Here is a 1,598-nt window from a genome sequence, read left to right as displayed (position 1 = left end):
CCCCACCCCCCCCCTGCTCGCACCACGGCTCGCCGGCAAGTAGCCCGCCGGCCCGCCGCCGCCCCCCCCCACCCCCCCCGCCCCCCCCGCCCCGACGAACAGCGTACGGCGGCGACCCCCCGGGCGTTACCCGAAACTCCTGGATTCGTACGCGACTTCACCAGCTTCCGGGCGATCTTGTGCGCACGGCGCGGAACCAGTGGCAGGCTTGCCCCGGAAACCGGGTGAAAAACCGGGTGAAAGGGGTGAACGGAATGAGCGGCTGGCTCGTCGCGCTCATCGTGGTCCTGGCCGTCGCGGTCCTGGTGACGCTGGGCTTCACGATCCACCTCGTCCGCAAGCTGGTGCGGACCTACCGGGCGCTGCGGAGCCCCGAGACGCCGGCCGGCGAGAAGGCCGCGTTCTGGGCGTCCGTCGTCTACGCGGCCTGGCCGGTGGACCTGCTGCCCGACCCGGTCCTCCTCGACGACATCGGCTTCCTGCTCCTGGCCGTGCGGTACCTGGAGAAGGCGGCGGCGGACCGGAACCACGCCGGCGCCGCCGGGAAGCGGGGGCAGGAGGTGTGACACCGGTTCGGCCGCGGTTCGGCCAGCCTCCGGACGCGACGAAGGCCCGGCTGCGTTTCCGCAGGTCGGGCCTTGATCAACTGGTACCCCCAACGGGATTCGAACCCGTGCTACCGCCTTGAAAGGGCGGCGTCCTGGGCCACTAGACGATGGGGGCCGGTGGGGGACGGCGCCAGCATAGGCGATGTCCCGAGTGATCGGCAAAACGGTTGCTCACCCCTCTCCCCGGCCCTTCCCTCGCCGCCGCCGTTCCCCCGCGGGGGCCGGTGGGCGGACAATGGGAGGGTGACGGAGATGACACGCGAGGAGTTCGAGGGACTGGTCAGCGAGGCGCTGGACCGGATCCCCTCCGAGCTGACGCGGCTCATGGACAACGTGGCCATCTTCGTCGAGGACGAGCCGCCCCCCGAGGACCCCGAGCTGCTCGGGCTGTACGAGGGCACGCCGCTCACCGACCGCGGCGAGTGGTACGCGGGGGTGCTGCCCGACCGGATCTCCATCTTCATGGGGCCGACCCTGCGGCTGTGCGAACAGGACGGCGGCGGGCGGGAGTCGGTGGTCGAGGAGGTGGAGATCACGGTGGTCCACGAGATCGCGCACCACTTCGGGATCGACGACGAACGGCTGCACGCCCTCGGTTACGGCTGAGGTTCTCCGTGTCCTCCGTCCGGGTGCGGGAGTTGAGGTGGGCGGAAGCCGACCGACGACCCCGTCCCACCCGGAGGTGGCCTCACCGTGCGCCGTCCCAGCCGCTGTGCCCCCGCCCTGCTGATCCTGCTCACATCCGCCCTGGCCGCCGTGCTCGGCGGGTGTGTGAGCGTGGAGCCCGACCCCGCGGGCGAGCCCGCCGCCGAGGTCGGCGGTGGGACGCCGGGGCAGGACCCGTCTCTTATATACATCTCCCAGCCCACGCGACAGGCCGAAACATCGCATGTCGCCTTCTGCATTGAAAAAAAAAAAAGGAAGAAAACGACAGGTAACCGAGTCATCGGACTAAAAAATAACGGAATAGTAACGACAGACACATACTAT

3 protein-coding genes and 1 tRNA gene are annotated in these 1,598 nt (G+C 69.5%); 3 read left to right on the top strand and 1 reads right to left on the bottom strand.

The window, feature by feature from the left end:
- The first annotated feature begins 254 nt into the window (after window positions 1-254).
- Window positions 255-566, top strand: a complete 312-nt coding sequence (locus BN2279_RS09655) for a YkvA family protein (RefSeq protein ID WP_059008307.1) — start codon at window positions 255-257, stop codon at window positions 564-566.
- An 81-nt stretch (window positions 567-647) separates the two neighbouring features.
- Here BN2279_RS09655 and BN2279_RS09650 read toward each other — a convergent pair.
- Window positions 648-723, bottom strand: a tRNA-Glu gene (locus BN2279_RS09650).
- 137 nt (window positions 724-860) lie between these two features.
- Here BN2279_RS09650 and BN2279_RS09645 point away from each other — a divergent pair.
- Both BN2279_RS09645 and BN2279_RS30500 read left to right on the top strand, forming a co-directional pair.
- On the top strand, window positions 861-1,214 hold the full coding sequence (locus BN2279_RS09645) for a metallopeptidase family protein (RefSeq protein WP_079032038.1): 354 nt from the start codon (window positions 861-863) through the stop codon (window positions 1,212-1,214).
- 87 nt (window positions 1,215-1,301) lie between these two features.
- On the top strand, window positions 1,302-1,598 hold a 297-nt coding region (locus BN2279_RS30500), incomplete at its 3' end, for a hypothetical protein (RefSeq protein ID WP_234347701.1).

The organism is Streptomyces specialis (assembly GCF_001493375.1).
Lineage (GTDB): Bacteria > Actinomycetota > Actinomycetes > Streptomycetales > Streptomycetaceae > Streptomyces > Streptomyces specialis.
Note: the sequence above shows the minus strand (reverse complement) of the source record. Positions and strands in the feature narration are given on the sequence as shown.